This window comes from Antarctobacter albus (genome assembly GCF_900101505.1).
Lineage (GTDB): Bacteria > Pseudomonadota > Alphaproteobacteria > Rhodobacterales > Rhodobacteraceae > Antarctobacter > Antarctobacter albus.
Map to the genome: position 1 here is coordinate 86,023 of NZ_FMZI01000003.1, position 13,986 is coordinate 100,008.

14 protein-coding genes are annotated in these 13,986 nt (G+C 66.6%); 10 read left to right on the plus strand and 4 right to left on the minus strand.

Translation table 11 applies throughout. From position 1 onward, the window contains the following. Positions 1-75 precede the first annotated feature (75 nt). From BLQ71_RS05965 to BLQ71_RS05980, 4 genes are all read left to right on the plus strand, one after another. Positions 76-1,308, plus strand: coding sequence for a methyl-accepting chemotaxis protein (locus tag BLQ71_RS05965; RefSeq protein ID WP_074621072.1), 1,233 nt, complete (start codon positions 76-78; stop codon positions 1,306-1,308). 163 nt (positions 1,309-1,471) lie between these two features. Continuing rightward, positions 1,472-2,065: a nicotinate-nucleotide adenylyltransferase gene (locus BLQ71_RS05970; protein WP_083342180.1), complete on the plus strand. Its 594-nt coding sequence runs from the start codon at positions 1,472-1,474 to the stop codon at positions 2,063-2,065. A gap of 58 nt (positions 2,066-2,123) precedes the next feature. Then, positions 2,124-3,638, plus strand: coding sequence for a D-alanyl-D-alanine carboxypeptidase/D-alanyl-D-alanine endopeptidase (gene dacB / locus BLQ71_RS05975; RefSeq protein ID WP_074621073.1), 1,515 nt, complete (start codon positions 2,124-2,126; stop codon positions 3,636-3,638). An 81-nt stretch (positions 3,639-3,719) separates the two neighbouring features. Further along, positions 3,720-4,028 carry a DnaJ family domain-containing protein gene (locus tag BLQ71_RS05980; RefSeq protein ID WP_074621074.1) on the plus strand — a complete coding sequence of 103 codons (309 nt, stop codon included), beginning with the start codon at positions 3,720-3,722 and terminating at the stop codon, positions 4,026-4,028. Between the two features lie 113 nt (positions 4,029-4,141). On the opposite strand, the gene BLQ71_RS05985 is transcribed toward BLQ71_RS05980, so the two are convergent. Together BLQ71_RS05985 and BLQ71_RS05990 are read right to left on the minus strand one after the other, a co-directional pair. Next, positions 4,142-4,570: a L,D-transpeptidase gene (locus tag BLQ71_RS05985; RefSeq protein WP_043135991.1), complete on the minus strand. Its 429-nt coding sequence runs from the start codon at positions 4,568-4,570 to the stop codon at positions 4,142-4,144. Positions 4,571-4,752: 182 nt separating this feature from the next. After that, entirely contained in the window at positions 4,753-5,175 is a 423-nt protein-coding gene (locus BLQ71_RS05990; RefSeq protein WP_043135992.1) for a tellurite resistance TerB family protein, read from the minus strand. Positions 5,176-5,277: 102 nt separating this feature from the next. Here BLQ71_RS05990 and BLQ71_RS05995 point away from each other — a divergent pair, with 102 nt between their 5' ends. Then, entirely contained in the window at positions 5,278-6,855 is a 1,578-nt protein-coding gene (locus BLQ71_RS05995; protein ID WP_074621075.1) for a lysine--tRNA ligase, read from the plus strand. Positions 6,856-6,926: 71 nt separating this feature from the next. Beyond that, positions 6,927-7,343: a DUF4864 domain-containing protein gene (locus BLQ71_RS06000; RefSeq protein WP_074621076.1), complete on the plus strand. Its 417-nt coding sequence runs from the start codon at positions 6,927-6,929 to the stop codon at positions 7,341-7,343. A 12-nt stretch (positions 7,344-7,355) separates the two neighbouring features. Here BLQ71_RS06000 and BLQ71_RS06005 read toward each other — a convergent pair whose 3' ends face one another. Continuing rightward, a complete protein-coding gene (locus BLQ71_RS06005; protein ID WP_074621077.1) occupies positions 7,356-8,030 on the minus strand; it encodes a hypothetical protein in 675 nt (224 codons plus the stop codon). A 151-nt stretch (positions 8,031-8,181) separates the two neighbouring features. Between BLQ71_RS06005 and parA the strand changes: the two genes are divergently transcribed. Both parA and BLQ71_RS06015 read left to right on the plus strand, forming a co-directional pair. After that, the gene (gene parA, locus BLQ71_RS06010) at positions 8,182-8,823 is read left to right on the plus strand and encodes a ParA family partition ATPase (protein ID WP_069209293.1); all 642 of its coding nucleotides are present in this window, start codon (positions 8,182-8,184) and stop codon (positions 8,821-8,823) included. A 25-nt stretch (positions 8,824-8,848) separates the two neighbouring features. Further along, a complete protein-coding gene (locus BLQ71_RS06015; protein ID WP_074621078.1) occupies positions 8,849-9,691 on the plus strand; it encodes a DUF6206 family protein in 843 nt (280 codons plus the stop codon). Between the two features lie 200 nt (positions 9,692-9,891). Here the strand turns inward: BLQ71_RS06015 and fsa are convergent, their stop codons facing one another. After that, entirely contained in the window at positions 9,892-10,545 is a 654-nt protein-coding gene (gene fsa, locus BLQ71_RS06020) for a fructose-6-phosphate aldolase (RefSeq protein ID WP_074621079.1), read from the minus strand. A gap of 55 nt (positions 10,546-10,600) precedes the next feature. On the opposite strand from fsa, the gene BLQ71_RS06025 reads away from it, so the two are divergent. Continuing rightward, on the plus strand, positions 10,601-12,802 hold the full coding sequence (locus tag BLQ71_RS06025; protein WP_074621080.1) for a primosomal protein N': 2,202 nt from the start codon (positions 10,601-10,603) through the stop codon (positions 12,800-12,802). A gap of 123 nt (positions 12,803-12,925) precedes the next feature. After that, the gene (locus BLQ71_RS06030; RefSeq protein WP_074621081.1) at positions 12,926-13,864 is read left to right on the plus strand and encodes a carbon-nitrogen hydrolase family protein; all 939 of its coding nucleotides are present in this window, start codon (positions 12,926-12,928) and stop codon (positions 13,862-13,864) included. Positions 13,865-13,986 lie beyond the last annotated feature (122 nt).

Consider the following 13,986-nt stretch of genomic DNA (forward strand, 5'->3'; position numbering starts at 1 on the left):
TAAACCGATCTAAAGATTTCCCCGTCATCTAGGTGGTCGTGCCCAAGGGGCCGGGGACCGGGAAAGGCAAGGGTGATGCGGAACGCGCCGGAGCAGGGACAGGCACGGCTGGGCCTGCGGTGGTGGCTGCCGGGCTTGGTGGCCGTGGCGTCGTCTTTGGTGGCGCTGGCCGTGGGCGTTCTTGGCGACGGTGCAGCGGGTCGGATGCTGGTGGCCGGGGCTGGTCTGCAGGTGCTGGCTGCCTTCGGTCTGGCCTGGGTCGCGGCGGCACGGCTTGCCCGGCGCCTGCGTGCATTGGAGACGGCGGTTGTCGCATCGGCGGATGGCGCCTTGAGCGTGTTGCCGGATCGCGCCTCGGGTGATGAGATCGGCGGGTTGGCGCGGGCCGTGGGGGAACTTCAGGCAGCGCTTGTCGAGGCACGACAGGAGGCAGCGGCGCAACCGGCGCTCGACCTTTGCGCCATCCAGGGCGCCCTGGATCGGGTGGCACGGGGTGAGCCCACGCTGCCGGAGGGATGCCCGCCGGGCATCCTGCGGGCGATTGGGGCCGTAGAGGCAAGGGTCGCGTCGGAGTTGGGTGAACATGTGCGGACCCGGCAGCATGCAGAGCGGCAGTTGCGTCGGCTGACCCTGCAGTTGAGGCAGGCGCAGACAGGCGGCCGTGCGGGCGTCGAGGCAATTGACCACCTGCGGACCGGGGCAGATGACCTGGGTCGGGGCATCCAGGATGTCCTGGGGGCGGCTCGGGACATGACCGGATCGGTGCAGGCGGCGCGGGCGGTGCTGGATCGGGATGCCGGATTGCCCGGCAGGGCGGTCGAGCAGTTGGCGCGGATCGCGAGTTCGACCGACGAGATCGGGCAGGTGGTCGAGGTGATGGAGGACGTCGCCTTTCAGACCAACCTGCTGGCGTTGAACGCGGGGATCGTGGCGGCGCGGGCCGGGACGGCGGGGCGTGGCTTTGCCGTCGTCGCCGAAGAGATGCACGGTCTGGCTGTCCAATCGGCTGAAAGCGCGGAGCGGGTGAGAGCGCTGATTACTTCCTCGCAAGAGCGGGTCCTGGACGGGGTGCGGCTGGTAAGCGCCTTGGGCAAGCAGGTCGACGGTGCGCAGAGGGAGATCCGCGGCGCCGTCCGGGCGGGGCAGGCGATGCCGGATATGGAGGCGCAGGTTGGTCGTCTGGTCGGCCTCGGGACGGATCTGGAACAGCTTGGGCAGGAGATGCGCAAGTGCTTTGTGGAGGCGTCCGGCGAAGGGCCGGAGCATGGTCCTGCGCAGTTGGGCGGCGCGGTCCGGCGGGTCGGGTAAGGCCCCCGCGCGCAAGGGTTTCTTGCACAAGCCGGTCTGAGCGCGTATCCGGTTGCCCGGTGCGCGCGGGCGCAACTTGGCGGGAGGATGCGGCGTGCCGCAGTCAGGCAGACAGGGGCAGGACGTATTCCCGGCCGGGGCGGGTGCGCTGGATGGGCGTGCACTGCCGCGCGGCTCCCGGATTGGCCTATTGGGTGGTTCTTTCGATCCTCCGCACGCGGGGCATCTGCACCTGTCGCGCGAGGCGCTCAAACGGTTCGGGCTGGACCGAGTCGTCTGGCTGGTCAGCCCGGGGAACCCGCTGAAACCCAATCCCCCGGCGCCGCTGGCAGACCGGATGGCGGTGGCCCGGGCGATGATCGACCACCCGCGCATCACCGTCAGCGATTTCGAGGCGCGCGCAGGCACACGCTATACCGCCGAAACCCTGGCGCGGCTGCGGCACCTGTTTCCGAGGGTGCAGTTCACCTGGCTGATGGGGGCCGATAACCTGGCGCAATTCCATCGCTGGGACAACTGGCAGGGCATCCTGCAGGCCGTGCCGCTGGGGATTCTGGCGCGTCCCGGGCTGCGCACGGCGGCGCGCAGCTCTCCGGCGGCGCGGATCTATCGCGCGGCGCGGATACCGGCACAGGCCTCGCACCGGTTGCCCAGCATGTGCCCCCCGGCCTGGTGTTTCGTGAACATGCCGATGACCGACCTCAGCTCGACCGCGATCCGCGCGGCGGGCCACTGGGCAACAGGCCCGAAAACGTGAAGGGCGTGCCCCCAGTTGCCGGTTGCCCGAAGGTCCGGGATTCGCTTAGATCGGGCGCATGACGCATGGCATTTCCAGACGTGCCTTCCTGGGGGGAGTGGCGGGTGCGGCGCTAGGCGGGGCGGCATCGCCCGGCTGGGCGCGAGCGCCCGAAACCTCGTTGCGCCCGGTCGCACGGTCCGATGATTTTCGAAAACGCATCCAGCCGCCCGCAGAGGCGCTGATCGAACGCGCGGCGCTTGACGGCGAGGTCGGCTTTGCCGTCGCGCGCCTGCACAGCGGCGAGGTGCTGGAGACGCATTCCCCCGACGTGAGCCTGCCCCCGGCCAGCGTGGCCAAGGCCCTGACCGCCGGCTACGCGCTGGACGTGCTGGGTCCGGCGCATCATTTCGTCACCCGCGTGATCGCCACCGGCCCGGTCAAGGACGGGGTGGTGCAGGGCGACCTGGTGCTGGCGGGCGGGGGGGATCCGACGCTGGACACCGACGCCCTTGCCGGGCTGGCGGCAGCGGTCAGCGCCGCCGGCGTCACCGGCCTGACCGGCGGGTTGAAGGTCTGGGGCGGGGCGCTGCCTTCGCTGATCGGCATCGACGCCAGCCAGCCGGATCATGTCGGCTACAATCCGTCGGTGTCCGGGCTGAACCTGAACTACAACCGCGTGCATTTCGAATGGCGCAAGGCGGGCAGCGACTACACCGTGACAATGCAGGCACGTTCTGCCGCGCACCGGCCGGACGTGCGCGTGGCCCGGATGGACCTGATCGACCGCAGCCTGCCGGTATATACCTACGAAGACAAGTTGGGGCGCGACAACTGGACGGTGGCGCGTGGCGCGCTGGGCGACGGCGGCGCGCGCTGGCTGCCCATCAAAAAGCCCGAGGCCTACGCGGGCGAGGTGTTCCAGACGCTGCTGGCGGCGCAGGGCATCAAGACCGGCAAGCCCGAGATCGCCACCGGCTTGCCCGGCGGCGATGAACTGGCCCGCCACGAAAGCCCGCCCTTGCGGGTGATCCTGCGCGACATGCTGAAATGGTCGACCAACCTGACCGCCGAGGTCGTCGGCCTTGCCGCCAGCGTGGCGCGCAGCGGGGCCGTTCCCGCCTCGCTTCAGGCGTCGGCGGCGGAAATGAATGCCTGGGCGCAGGAAAAACTGGGGGTCGGCGGCCTGGCGCTGGTCGATCACTCCGGCCTGGGCGACCAGAGCCGGGTCAGCGCGATGCAGATGATGGGATGCCTGCGCGGATTGCGCATGAAGATGGGTATCAAGCCGCTGCTCAAGGACATGCCGCTCCGCGATTCCCGTTACCAGGTGATCGAGAATGCGCCGTTGAAGGTGCGGGCCAAGACCGGCACCCTGAACTTCGTCAGCGGGCTGGCCGGTTTCGTCGATCTGCCCGACGGCACCGAGCTGGTTTTTGCGATTTTTGCCGCCGACATGCCGCGGCGGGACGCGCTGACCAAGGCACAGCGAGAACGCCCCGAAGGCGGACGGAGCTGGAACAGCCGGGCCAAGATCCTGCAACAGGGGCTGATCGGGCGCTGGGGTGTTCTGTACGAAAGCGACCCTGTCTGACCGCGCGCCTTGCGACGGAGCTGTCGGCTGCATAAGTGCCAAAGCACAAGGACGCGTGGCAGAAGAGTGGAAGGGGCCGTGATGGACATGTTCGAGTCGTTCATCGACCAGGCTTTCAGGCGTGCACAGGAAAACGGCGATCTCGACGACCTGCCGGGCACGGGAAAACCCATCGAGCCAAGCAGCCTGACCGTCGATCCTTTCGCGCATACCTTTGCCGAAAGTGGCGCGATGACGCCCTTCGGCATGTTGCAGGTCCGTATCGACGAGGCCCGCAAACGGCTGGCCGAGGCGAGTGATTCGGAACAGCGGCGCGCTATCCAGTCCGAGATTTCTGCCCTTGAAACCCGCAAGGCGATCGAGATGGAGACCTGGAAGAGGTATAGCTGACCCTCTGTATCGGGCCGTGACGTCCCCTGCGACCAACGAAAAAAGGGCCCCGCGATGCAGGGTCCTTTTCATGTCTGGGCATCTTCATGGCCGGTGGCAGCCGGCCTGGCGGCTCAGTTGTCGATTACGACCTTCATGTTCTTCTTGCCGACCTGCTGGGTCAGTTCGAACAACACGGCGGCATGTTCGGGGTGCAGGCGCACGCAGCCGGCCGAAGCGGGACGGCCGAGGCGGCTGATCTGGTCGGTGCCGTGGATCGCGTAGTCTCCGTTGAAGAAGATCGCAAAGGGCATCGGCGCGTTGTTGTAGATGCTCGACCGGTGGTACTTGGACAGCCAGTAGGCATTCCATTGGCCACGCGGCGTGTGCTTGCCCGCTCGGGCGGTCGAGACCGGCCAGCGATACTCAACCTTGCCGTTGTAGATCACCGTCATGGTCTGGGTCGACACGTCGACCTTGGCCACCAGCGGGGCGGCGGCGGCCATGAGCGGTGAAAAACACAGAAGTGCCGCGGCCAGCGCGGCGGCAAAAAATCGTTTCATTCGTCCCTCCAGGTACAAGCTTGGCAGCTTCGGCGAAAAAATGCCTAGAGGGACGTTACTACGCGGTTACCCGCCGGTCAGTCAGGTATACCCGACCCGGCCCGGTACAGGGGGTAGAGCGGCAAAACCTATGGGATTTTTGCAACAGGCCAGCCCGGGATTCGGGCCGTTTCAAGTCAAATTCACAGGGTCAGGTGCCGCGCCCGGGCGCCACGCTCGATCGCGGCGGCGTGCAGGCGGTCGAGGTTGAGCTCGTAGCGAATCTCTTCGAGCAGGCGCAGTTCCGTTTCCTGCAGCGTGCCATCGGCAGCGGCGACATCGCAGGCCAGCGCGTAGGCGGTTTCGAACAGCCGTTCCGGCAGGTTGTCCCGGATCAGGCCGAACAGCGCGTCCAGCCCGTCTTCCTGTTCGAAAAGCTCGAAGACCAGGGTCGACATCGCGCGCACCCGGTCGCTGTCATAGCCCGAGAAGACCGGCAGCATCTTGACCGAGGCGTCGATCTTGACCAGTTCGACGGTCCGCACCCTCTCGTCCGAGACGGAAACGGCGATCATCAGGGCCACGAGGCAGTCCTGCGGGCTGAGCGGCTGGGTGGCGTCGGACATGCGGGGGCCTCGGTCTGCAATGGCGTCGCCGTGCAATTTATTGACGCGGAGGCGGGGGGGCAATAGAGAAGCGCCCGCAACACCCCCCAAGGAGACCGAGAAATGTCCGATCTGCGCGACGCGGCGATGAGCGCCAAGGCCTGGCCCTTCGAAGAGGCGCGCCGGATCCTCAAACGCTATGAAAAGGCGCCGCCTGAAAAGGGTTACGTCCTTTTCGAGACGGGCTATGGCCCCTCGGGCCTGCCGCATATCGGCACCTTTGGCGAGGTCGCGCGGACCACCATGATCCGCCGCGCCTTCGAGGTGATCTCGGACATTCCGACCCGCCTGATCTGTTTCTCGGACGACATGGATGGGATGCGCAAGGTGCCGGGCAACGTGCCCAACCAGGAGCGCCTGCGCGAGGACCTGCAGCGCCCGCTGACCAGCGTCTATGACCCTTTCGAGACGCATGAGAGCTTTGGCCACCACAACAACGCCATGCTGCGGCGGTTCCTCGACACCTTCGGGTTCGAATACGAGTTCATCAGCGCGACCGAGTTCTACAAGTCCGGCCAGTTCGACGAGATCCTGTTGCGCTGCGCAGAACGCTATGATGACCTCATGGCGATCATGCTGAAATCGCTGCGCGACGAGCGGCGCGAGACCTATTCGATCTTCCTGCCGATCCACCCGGAAACGGGCCGCGTGCTGTACGTGCCGATGAAGAACGTCGATGCCGCCAAGGGCGAGATCACCTTCGACGACGAGGACGGCAAGGAATGGACGCTGCCCGTGACCGGCGGCAACGTCAAACTGCAGTGGAAGCCGGACTTCGGCGCCCGCTGGGCCGCGCTGGGCGTCGATTTCGAGATGTACGGCAAGGACCACAGCACCAACACGCCGATCTATGACGGCATCTGCCGGACGCTGGGCGTGCGGGCGCCGGAGCATTTCACCTATGAACTGTTCCTGGACGACAAGGGACAGAAGATCTCGAAATCTTCGGGCAACGGTATCTCGATCGACGAGTGGCTGACCTACGCCTCGACCGAGTCGCTGTCCTATTTCATGTTCCAGAAGCCCAAGACCGCCAAGCGGCTGTTCTTTGACGTGATCCCCAAGGCGGTGGACGAATATCACCAGCAGTTGCGCGCCTACCCGGGGCAGGATCTCAAGGCGCAGGTCAACAACCCGGTCTACCACATCCACAACGGCGACGTGCCGGAATCAAAGATGGTGGTGCCCTTCTCGATGCTGCTGAACCTTGCCAGTGCCGCCGGGGCCGAGGACAAGGCCGCGATGTGGGGCTTCATCCGCCGTTACGCGCCGGACGCCTCGCCGGAAACGCATCCCGACCTGGATGCCGCCGCCGGTTTCGCGGTCAAGTACTACGAGGATTTCGTCAAGCCGACCAAGGTCTTCCGCGCCCCGGACGCCAAGGAACGCGCGGCGATGGAGGACCTGGCCGCGCAGCTTGGGGCGCATGACGGCGCGACCGACGACGAGACGCTGCAAAGCCTCGTCTTTGCCGTCGGCAAAGCACATGAGTTCGAGAACCTCCGCGACTGGTTCAAGGCGCTTTACGAGGTGCTGCTGGGCCAAAGCCAGGGTCCGCGGTTCGGCGGGTTCATCGCGCTCTATGGCATCGACGAGACCGTGGCACTGATCGAAAAGGGCCTGGCGGGCGATCTGTGCTGACCCCATGCGCCTGAAACTTTGACGGACTCTCCTCGTGTCTTACCTATGGGAAAGCCACGAGGAGAGATCACATGCGCACATTTTTGATGGGGTTGGCCGTGGCGGTCAGCCTGGCAGGGACGGCTCCGGCACAGGATGCCCTGGCGCCAAACCCGGCAATCCAGGGAACGATCCAGGGCCAGATCGACGCCTTCTTGCAGGACGATTTCGGCGCCGCCTTCGAATTTGCCAGCCCGGGCATCCGTAACACCTTTCGCACACCTCAGAATTTCGGCGCGATGGTGCAAAAGGGCTATCCGATGGTCTGGCGGCCCAGCGACGTGGAGTTCGGCCCGCTGCGCGAGCGGGACGAGGCCCTTTGGCAGCAGGTCCTGATCCGGGACGAGGCCGGCAAGAGCTATATCGTCGAGTACAGGATGCAGAGTGTCGATGGCGACTGGCGCATTTCGGGCGTGCGCGTCATTCCGGCGCCGGGCGTGTCCGCCTGACCTTGGGGCCGGTCAGAATTCCGTCCAGAGCCCCATCTTCAGGCCCATCGAGGTGTCCCCGGTCAGCCCCCAGGTGACGCCGGTCTCCAGCTTGAGCGGTCCCCTCAGCGGCACGACCAGCGAGGGCGCGACCCGTACGAAGGGGGCGTAGCCATCCGGCTGGCCGGTTTGCAGCTGCAGGATGAGCTTGCGGTCCCTCGGCAGGTTGCGGCCCCACGTAACATCCATCTTGAGGTCGGTCCGGCCGCTGTCGACATAGGTCTCGGCCACGCTGTCGATGGACAGCCAGCCGTTTTGCAGCCCCCAGCCGACAGAAAGCCCGGGCCGCAGGACCTGTTCGCCCGCGATCGTGCCCAGCCCGAACTGGGCGGTCATCTGGGCACCCGTTTCGGCCTGCCGGAGCGGCCATTGCAGGAACAGCACCGATTTCCCGCTGCCGCCGACCGAATGGCCGATGTCGAATCCCAGCGTCAGGCGATCGGTCAGGCCATATTCGAAGAACAGCGTCGAATAGTCCTGTGTCGGGTCCATCGAGGTCCAGGTGCTCATGTCCTGTGGCCAGCCCAGGCGAACGGCGATGCTGCCAAAGCCGCTGCCCTGCTTGCGCGGCCAGGCGCCTGCCCCGGCGGGTGGGGCGGCAAGACAGGCGGCCAGGATGGCGGCCAGGAAGAGGGCTAGAGGACGCATGGCTGGGTCTCTGGGCAGCGTCGGGCCGTTAACCAACCCTTCCAAACCGTAAGGATGCAATGGTTAACGGAAGGTGAAGCAATTGACGCAGGGGGCTGGATTCCCCGATGCCGCAGGTGCACAGTCGCTGACAGGTTTCTCGGGGGATGGAATGGCTGGACATGTGATCACCGTGGCGCAGCAGAAGGGCGGCAGCGGCAAGACCACTTTGGCGGCTCACCTGGCGCTGGCCTTTCACGGTCAGGGCAAGCGGGTGGCCGTGGTGGACCTGGATCCGCAGGGCAGCCTGGGGCGCTGGTTCATGACCCGGGTCGAACGCCAGCCCGAAACCTGCGAGGGGCTGGATTTCGCGACCTCCTCGGCCTGGGGGATCTCCTACGAGGTGCGCAAGCTTTCGGCGATCAATGACATCGTCATCATCGACACGCCCCCCAAGGCGGACAGCGACCTGCGCCCGGCGCTGCGGGTGGCGGACCTTGTGGTGGTGCCGGTGGCGGTCAGCCATGTCGATCTCTGGGCCACCGAAGGCGTTCTGGACCTAGCCGCGCGGGAAAATTGCGCGACGCTGCTGGTCATGAATCGCACGCGGGTGGGCACACGGCTGAATGCCGAGGTGGCCGAGGCGGCAACCCGGCTGGGCGCGGCCGTGGCGCAGGCCAGCCTGGGCAACCGCGTGGGCTATGCCGAGGCGCTGGGACAGGGGCGCGGGGCGCATGAAGGAGCCAGGACCCCGGCCCGGGCCGAGATCGAGGCGCTTGCGCAAGAGGTGGCGGAGCGGCTCGGGACGGGGTAAGGGGGCGCGCACAGGAGGCCCCTTGATGACCGATCTCGATGAACTCTCCCGCCTGATCCGGGCCGATGCCCAGTCCCGGGGCCAGACGATTTCCCGGTTGGGCTATTTCTGCGCGCCGTTCCGGCCGGACAGCGGGCCGCTGTCCGACCGGGTGATCAAGGTCTACCGGGGTATGGCGGACGCGGCGGCGCTGGACCGGTTGAAACGCTGCCACGACGACTACGTCGAGGCCCTGTTGGCGGGCGGCGTGCCGATGCCGGCGACTGAGTTCCACTTCGTCGACTTGGGCGGTGCGCGCGTGCCGGTGATCGTGCAGGAGGCTCTGCCGGTCGACAGCCTGATGCGGCCGCGGATGCAGAAGGAACCGTTGGCCGCGACGCTGGAGATGATGGAAGCGGCGGGCCAGGTCATCGCGCGCTTCTGGCTCTGGGCGCGGGACCAGGAGGGGCGGATCGGCTTTCACCCCTCGATCCGGAATTTCGCGGTGATCGAGGGACAGGCCGTGTTCTTCGACACCTTCCCGCCACTGATCCACTATTCGCGGGACGAGATGGGGAAGATGCTGCTGACCTTCTCGGACAAGCGGCTGATGCGGATCATTGGCCCGCTGATGCAAAAGCGCGTTACGGGTATCCAGGACGAATGGTATTCGCCGCCGGAGACACTGGTCGGGCTGGTCGGGTCAGCCTGCCGGTTGCGCCCCGACGATGCAGAGGCCTACCTCGCCTGGGGGCGCGACTTCGTCACGCGCGAGATGGCGCATTGGTCGGATGAGGCGCTGGCCGGGCTGCAGGCACCGCCCAAGTTGCCGGGATACTGGACCGGGTTCCGCAAGCTTCTGGGCCTGCAGGGAGAGCCCAACGTCTGACGGTACGGCGGGGTCAACCCCGCCCTACGCAGGTTCCGGCGGCAGGTCTGCCTGGCCGGCGTTGCGCCGCTTTGTGGGCTGAGTTTGGGTATTTTGGCCAAGAAGAAGCCGAAACAGCGCCCTTCCATGTTTCTCCTTGGTCAAAATACCTCCGGGGGTGTGGGGGCGGCGCCCCCACTCCTGTCCGTTCCGCAGGGCGATCAGACGATTTTGATGCCCGCGCTTTCCGCGTCCTTCAGGAACTGTGCCAGTCCCTTGTCGGTCAGCACATGCTCGGCCATCTTCTTGATCACGCCCGGAGGCGCGGTGGCCACGTCGGCGCCGATCTTGGCGGCTTCGGACATGTGGTTGGCCGAGCGGATCGACGCGGCGAGGATCTGGGTGTCGAACCCGTAGTTGTCGTAGATCTCGCGGATGTCGGCGATCAGGTCCATGCCGTCGAGGTTCAGGTCGTCCAGCCGCCCGATGAAGGGCGAGATGAAGGTGGCGCCGGCCTTGGCTGCCAGTAGGGCCTGATTGGCCGAGAAACAGAGCGTGACGTTGACCATGCGGCCCTCGTCGCTCAGCACCTTGCAGGCTTTGAGGCCGTCCCAGGTCAGCGGCACCTTGACCGCGATGTTCTCGGCGATATCCGCCAGCTTGCGGCCTTCGGCGATCATGGCGTCGGCCTCGGTGGCGACCACTTCGGCGGAGACGGGGCCCGAGACCATGTCGCAGATTTCCTTGGTGACCTCGAGGATGTCACGGCCGGATTTCATGATCAGCGATGGGTTGGTGGTGACCCCGTCCACCATGCCGAGGTCGTTCAGTTCGGCGATGGCGTCGATCTCGGCGGTGTCGACAAAGAATTTCATGGCGCGCGCTCCTTGATGGCTTGGCCTTTCCTGTCCCGCGATTTACCCCTTTTGCATGCCGATCACTACCCCGGAATTCTTTGACGCCGGCACGCTTGTGGGTGTGCTGACCACGCAACCGCTGGATCGGGTGCTGGATTACCGCGCGCCCGAAGGCGGGTGCTGGCGCGGTGCCTTTGTCGAGGTGCCGCTGGGTCCGCGCAAGGTGCTGGGCGTGGTCTGGGGACCGGGGCGGGGGGATTTCGACGCGTCGAAGATCCGTGCCGTGAACCGCGTTCTGGACGTGGCGCCGATGCGTGACGAGTTGCGTGCCTTTATCGAGAAGGCCGCCGGCTACACGCTGACACCGCTGCCGGCCATGTTGCGGCTGGCGACGCGGGCGCCCGGGCTGGGCGATCCGCCGTCGATGCGCAAGGTCTATCGTCTGGGCGAGGGAGAGCCGCCGCGCATGACAGAGGCGCGGACCCGGGTGATCGACGCCGCGCGCGAGATGGGCGGGCTGTCCCTGACGCTCAAGGAACTGTCCGAAGCGGCCGGCGTGACCTCTTCGGTGGTCAAGGGGTTGGTCAAGAGCGGTGCAATCCGGGAGGAAGATACGCCGCGCGACACGGCCTTTCCTAGGCTCGACCCCGGGTATGGCGGCAAGGATCTGACCGAAGACCAGGCCGCGGCGGCAGAGATGCTGCGCGAGGGGCAGCGGGTCGGTGGATACGAGACCGTCCTGCTGAAGGGGGTGACCGGGTCTGGCAAGACCGAGGTCTACCTCGAGGCGGTGGCCGAGGCCCTGCGCGCCGGGCGGCAGGCGCTGGTGCTCTTGCCCGAGATCGCGCTGTCGGCGGAGTTCCTGACCCGGGTCGAGGCGCGGTTCGGCGCGCGCCCGGCCGAGTGGCATTCCGGCGTCACGATGACAGAGCGCCGGCGGGTCTGGCGCATGGTCGGCGAGGGCGGCTGCCAGGTTGTCGTGGGGGCGCGGTCGGCCCTCTTCCTGCCGTTCCAGAACCTCGGGTTGATCGTCGTCGACGAGGAACACGACACATCCTACAAGCAGGAAGACGGGGTTCTTTACAATGCGCGCGACATGGCGGTTCTGCGTGCCTCGATTCTGGGGTGCCAGGTGGTGCTCGCCTCGGCCACGCCTTCGCTGGAAAGCTGGGCCAACGCGGATGCGGGAAAGTACAAGCGGCTGGTGCTGACATCGCGCTTTGGCCCCGCCGTCCTGCCCGAGATGCGGGCGCTGGACATGCGGGCAGAGAAACTGCCCGCAGGGCGGTGGATTTCCGGCACGTTGCAACGGTCGGTCACCCTGCGGCTGGAGAAAGGGGAGCAGGCGCTGTTGTTCATCAACCGGCGCGGCTATGCGCCGGTGACCTTGTGCCGGGCCTGTGGCGAACAGATCGGCTGTCCGCATTGCGATGCGCGCATGGTCGAGCATCGGTTCCTGAAGCGGCTGGTCTGTCACCAGTGTGGCGAGAGCATGCCGATCCCCGAGGTCTGCCCGTCCTGCGAGGTCGAGGGCAAGCTGGCCGCCGTTGGCCCCGGAGTGGAACGTCTGGCCGAGGAGGCGGCGGTGCTCTTCCCCGAGGCGCGGATCGCGGTGCTGTCCTCGGACCTCTTCGGAACCGCGCGCGAGTTGAAGGACCAGGTGGCGGCGATTGCCCAAGGGGGCGCCGATATCATCATCGGCACGCAGCTGGTGGCCAAGGGGCACAATTTTCCGCTGCTGACGCTGGTGGGGGTGATCGACGCGGATCTGGGCCTGCAGGGCTCCGACCTGCGCGCCGCCGAGCGGACCTTTCAGCTGATGCGGCAGGTTGCGGGGCGCGCGGGGCGGGCGGAAAAGCCGGGCGTGGCGCTGTTACAGACCTACCAGCCCGAACACCCGGTGATCCGGGCGATCCTGGCGGGGGACGAAGAGGCCTTCTGGTCGGCGGAGGCGGATGAGCGTCGGCTGGCGGGGATGCCGCCCTTTGGTCGGCTGGCCGGGATCATCCTGTCGGGCGGGGACATGGCCAAGGTGTTCGACCTGGGCAATTTCCTGGCCCGCAACGACAGGGCCCTGCGGCAGGTCGGGGCCGAGGTCTGGGGGCCGGCGCCCGCGCCCATCGCCCGGGTCAAGGGGCGGCACCGGGTGCGGTTGCTGGTCAAGGCGTCCAAGGGGGTGGCCCTGCAGGGGGCCTTGGCGGATTGGGTCGCGCAGGTCCGCCTGACCGGCGATATGCGGCTGGCCATCGACATCGATCCGCAGAGCTTCTTCTGACGGGGCGACAATTGGCCCATGCAGCGTCCTTTCGAACGGCGTCCAATGGCGCAGCAGGCCATTGGATTTTGATCCGCTACGGGAAATGAGGCATGGTTGTCCGGAGTTAGCCGGGGGGGTGTTGTGAAACTTGCAGCCGTTCAGGAAACGCCCGTCTTTTACGACCTTGAAGCCAGTCTTGAAAAAGGCGTCGCGATCATCGGGCGGGTCGCCCGCGAGGGGGCGAACTTGATCGTCTTTCCCGAGGGCTGGTTGCCGAATTACCCTTGCCATGTCTGGGCCATCCGGCCGGACAATTGGCCCAGCCCTGTCGACGAGGCCGACGGTATCCTGTGGCGCAACGCAGTGGATTTGTCGCGCGACGGATTGGCGCCGATCCGCGCGGCGGCACGGGACCATGGTGTGGTCGTCGTCATGGGCATCAACGAGCGTGCGCCAGAGATGAGCGCCGGCACGCTCTACAACACCGGGGTCATCATCGACGCGGACGGGACGATCCTGAACGCCCACCGCAAACTGATGCCGACCGGGGCAGAGCGCACGGTCTGGGGATTTGGTGACGGCAGCACGCTGAAGGTGGTCGAAACCGCGGTCGGTCGGGTCGGCGTGCTGCTGTGCTGGGAAAATTTCATGCCGCTGGCGCGCATGGCGCTCTATGCGCAAAACCTCGAGATCCTTTGCGCCCCCACAGCCGACCCGATGCCGGAATGGAACGCGACCATGCAGCATATCGGTCGCGAAGGAGGGTGTTTCGTGGTCGGGTGCGGGGCGATCCAGCGCGTCTCAGCGATTCCGAAGGATTTCCCTGAACGAGACAGGTTCGACGAGGGCGGCGAATGGAACCAGCCCGGCGGTGCCGTGGTGGTGGCCCCCGGCGGGCAGATCCTCGCCGGCCCGATGCGCGAGACCATCGGGTCGTTGGGGGCCGAGATCGACAGGTTTGCCCTGCGCTCCGCGCGCCGCGCCTTCGATGTGGCGGGTCACTACGCCCGGCCTGACGTGTTTACGCTGACCGTGGACACCTCGGCGCGGACGCCGGTGCGGTTCACGTCGGGCGGGTGAGGTCGTCAGTGGCTGGCCGTGCCATAGGGGGAAGTAAGGCGGGACGGGCCAAGGTGTGGACGCAGGCCTATCGCGTTTCCGGCCCAGCGCTGACTTTGGCGACCCGAGGGGAACCTGGTCTT

What these genes read in the sequence shown, in the direction of transcription:
- BLQ71_RS05965 (WP_074621072.1), top strand. Translation starts at nt 76, where the DNA reads ATGCGGAACGCGCCGGAGCAGGGACAGGCACGGCTGGGCCTGCGGTGG.
- dacB (WP_074621073.1), top strand. Translation starts at nt 2,124, where the DNA reads ATGACGCATGGCATTTCCAGACGTGCCTTCCTGGGGGGAGTGGCGGGT.
- BLQ71_RS05980 (WP_074621074.1), top strand. Translation starts at nt 3,720, where the DNA reads ATGGACATGTTCGAGTCGTTCATCGACCAGGCTTTCAGGCGTGCACAG.
- BLQ71_RS05985 (WP_043135991.1), bottom strand. Translation starts at nt 4,570, where the DNA reads ATGAAACGATTTTTTGCCGCCGCGCTGGCCGCGGCACTTCTGTGTTTT.
- BLQ71_RS05990 (WP_043135992.1), bottom strand. Translation starts at nt 5,175, where the DNA reads ATGTCCGACGCCACCCAGCCGCTCAGCCCGCAGGACTGCCTCGTGGCC.
- BLQ71_RS05995 (WP_074621075.1), top strand. Translation starts at nt 5,278, where the DNA reads ATGTCCGATCTGCGCGACGCGGCGATGAGCGCCAAGGCCTGGCCCTTC.
- BLQ71_RS06000 (WP_074621076.1), top strand. Translation starts at nt 6,927, where the DNA reads ATGCGCACATTTTTGATGGGGTTGGCCGTGGCGGTCAGCCTGGCAGGG.
- BLQ71_RS06005 (WP_074621077.1), bottom strand. Translation starts at nt 8,030, where the DNA reads ATGCGTCCTCTAGCCCTCTTCCTGGCCGCCATCCTGGCCGCCTGTCTT.
- parA (WP_069209293.1), top strand. Translation starts at nt 8,182, where the DNA reads ATGGCTGGACATGTGATCACCGTGGCGCAGCAGAAGGGCGGCAGCGGC.
- BLQ71_RS06015 (WP_074621078.1), top strand. Translation starts at nt 8,849, where the DNA reads ATGACCGATCTCGATGAACTCTCCCGCCTGATCCGGGCCGATGCCCAG.
- fsa (WP_074621079.1), bottom strand. Translation starts at nt 10,545, where the DNA reads ATGAAATTCTTTGTCGACACCGCCGAGATCGACGCCATCGCCGAACTG.
- BLQ71_RS06025 (WP_074621080.1), top strand. Translation starts at nt 10,601, where the DNA reads ATGCCGATCACTACCCCGGAATTCTTTGACGCCGGCACGCTTGTGGGT.